This window comes from Polaribacter sp. (assembly GCF_965656025.1).
Taxonomy (GTDB): domain Bacteria; phylum Bacteroidota; class Bacteroidia; order Flavobacteriales; family Flavobacteriaceae; genus Polaribacter.
This window is the reverse complement of record NZ_CBFHJT010000015.1, coordinates 1-2,759: the sequence shown is the minus strand read 5'-3', so window position 1 is coordinate 2,759 and position 2,759 is coordinate 1. Positions and strand designations below refer to the sequence as shown.

1 protein-coding gene and 1 pseudogene are annotated in these 2,759 nt (G+C 30.4%); both read left to right on the top strand.

Features of this window, described 5'->3' with window-relative positions; all coding sequences use genetic code 11:
- Positions 1 to 248: pseudogene (locus ACTG3S_RS04335) on the top strand (prohibitin family protein); the annotation flags it as partial.
- A 173-nt stretch (positions 249 to 421) separates the two neighbouring features.
- A complete protein-coding gene (locus ACTG3S_RS04330) occupies positions 422 to 2,644 on the top strand; it encodes a S9 family peptidase (protein WP_439128148.1) in 2,223 nt (740 codons plus the stop codon).
- Positions 2,645 to 2,759: the final 115 nt, after the last annotated feature.

Below are 2,759 nucleotides of genomic sequence, written 5' to 3'. Positions count from 1 at the left end.
CGATGAGAATGGAGTTTGTACTAAAACAAGAAAAATTAGAAGCAGAAAGAAAAATAATAAATGCAAAAGGAGAAAGAGACGCGCAACTCATTATTGCAGAAGGTCTAACACCTGGTATTATTAGATTAAAAGCCATAGAAGCTTTTAAAGAATTAGCAAAATCTAGCAATGCAAAAACAATAATTACAGATGGCAAAACACCACTTATTGTAAATGAAGATGACAAAAAGAAAAAAGAAAAAAAGTAATTAGCTACTTAAAGAATAGAAAATCTCGATAAATATATTTTATCGAGATTTTTTTTTGGAAATAATTTTTAAAGAAAATAAAAATCAATTGCATAAATTATAACCATTTTTTTGGTATTTTTTTGCTGATTTTTCCGTAAACTTGACAAACTTTTACTAAATCGATTTCTGTAATGAAAAAAATATTCATTTTAGTAGCACTAATTTCATTTATAGGTTGCAAAAAAGAATCTTCTAAAACAACATACTATACAACTGGTTATAAAGAAATAACGTTAGAAGAAATTTGGGACGGAACGTTTTCTCCAGAGAGAATGAATGCCTTAAATGCGATGAATGGCGATTATTATTCCTTATTAAATTACAACAAAGAAACCAAAACCACTACAGTAGATAAATACAGCTACAAAACCTTAGAAAAAGTCGCAACTGTTGTAAACAGTTCCGATTTAAAGGGTTTAGAGAGTTTTTCTTCTTATAATTTTAATAACGAAGAGTCTTCGGTTATTTTAGGAACTGATTTTAATAAAATTTACAGACGTTCTTTTACAGGAACTTTCTACTATTACAACATCAACACAAAAAAGTTTTTGCTAGTTGGTAAAAATATACAACAACCTACTTTTTCTCCTGACAGTAAAAAAATTGCCTATGCAAAAAACAACAATTTGTATATTTTAGACTTAGCAAAAAATAATAAGGTTACTCAGGTTACAAAAGATGGTACTAAGAATCGTATTATTAACGGAACCACAGATTGGGTTTACGAAGAAGAGTTTGGTTTTGTAAAAGCTTTTGAGTGGAGTAAAGACAGCAAGCATATTGCATTTTTACGTTTTGATGAATCTGAAGTACCGACCTTTTCTATGGATATCTTAGGAACAGGAAATTACCCTACCCAACAAGTTTTTAAATACCCGAAAGCAGGAGAGAAAAATGCAGATGTTACTTTACATATGTATCAACTTGCTGCTAAAAAAACTAGGAAAATTCCTTTGGGAGATTACGAATATATCCCCAGAATAAAATGGTCTAATGATGCCAATATTTTAGTGGCAACTACATTAAATCGTCATCAAAACAATTTAAAACTATACAAAGTAAATGCTTTAAGAAGCAGTAGTATTTTATTACTAAATGAAACGGATAAAGCTTATATCGATATTACAGTTAACTTAACTTTTTTAGATGATAATAGCTTTATTTGGACAAGCGAAAAAGATGGCTATAATCATATTTACCATTATGATTTTTCTGGAAAACTCATCAATCAAATAACTACTGGTAATTGGGAAGTGACTAATTATTATGGCTACAATAAAGATAAAAAGACAATATATTATCAATCTGTAGAAAATGGCTCTACAAACAGAGGTGTGTATTCTATAGGTTTAGATGGCAATAACAAAAAATTACTTAGTAACAAAACTGGCACAAATACAGCTTCTTTTAGCGCAAATTTAAACTACTTTATCAATACGTATTCATCTTCAGAAATACCACCTATTTATACTTTATACACTGCAGAAGGAGAAATGTTAAAAGTAATTAAAGACAATGCTGACTTGAAAGAGAATTTAGCAGACTATAAAATGAGTCCTAAAGAATTTTCTACCATTTCTATAAATGGCAATGAATTGAATATGTGGATGATAAAACCTGCCGATTTTGATGAAAGTAAAAAGTATCCACTATTAATGTTTCAATATTCTGGACCAGGCTCGCAACAAGTGGCTAATAGATGGAATGCCAGCAACGATTATTGGCACAATATGTTGGCGCAAAAAGGGATGATTGTTGCTTGTGTAGATGGACGTGGAACAGGTTTTAAAGGAAGCGATTTTAAAAAATCTACCTATTTAAACTTGGTAAAATATGAAACTGAAGATCAAATTACAGCAGCTAAAAAACTAGCAGATCGTTCTTATATAGACGAAAATAATATTGGTATTTGGGGCTGGAGTTTTGGTGGTCACATGAGTACCAATTCATTATTAAAAGGAAGTGATGTTTTTACAACAGCCATTGCAGTGGCACCAGTTACTTCTTGGCGTTTTTACGACACGGTTTATACAGAACGTTTTTTAAGAACCCCACAAGAAAACCCTGGAGGTTATGACGAAAATTCACCTATAAATTATGCAGATAAATTAAAAGGAAACTATTTATTAATGCATGGTACAGGTGATGATAATGTACATGTACAAAACAGTTTTAGAATGACCAATGCATTGATTGAAGCCAATAAACAATTTGACATGTTTATAGTGCCAGATAGAACTCATGGTATTTACAAAGGAAAAAATACGCGTTTAAACCTCTACACAAAAATGACCAATTTTGTAGAAACGCATTTAATTAATAAATCAAATTCAACAACAAAAATTAAAGGATAATTATGTTAGACAAAGGAGCAAGTACTACTACAGAAGAACCTCAGTTATTTGGACATCCAAAAGGGTTGTTCTACTTATTTTTTGCAGAATTATGGGAACGTTTTAGTTTCTATGG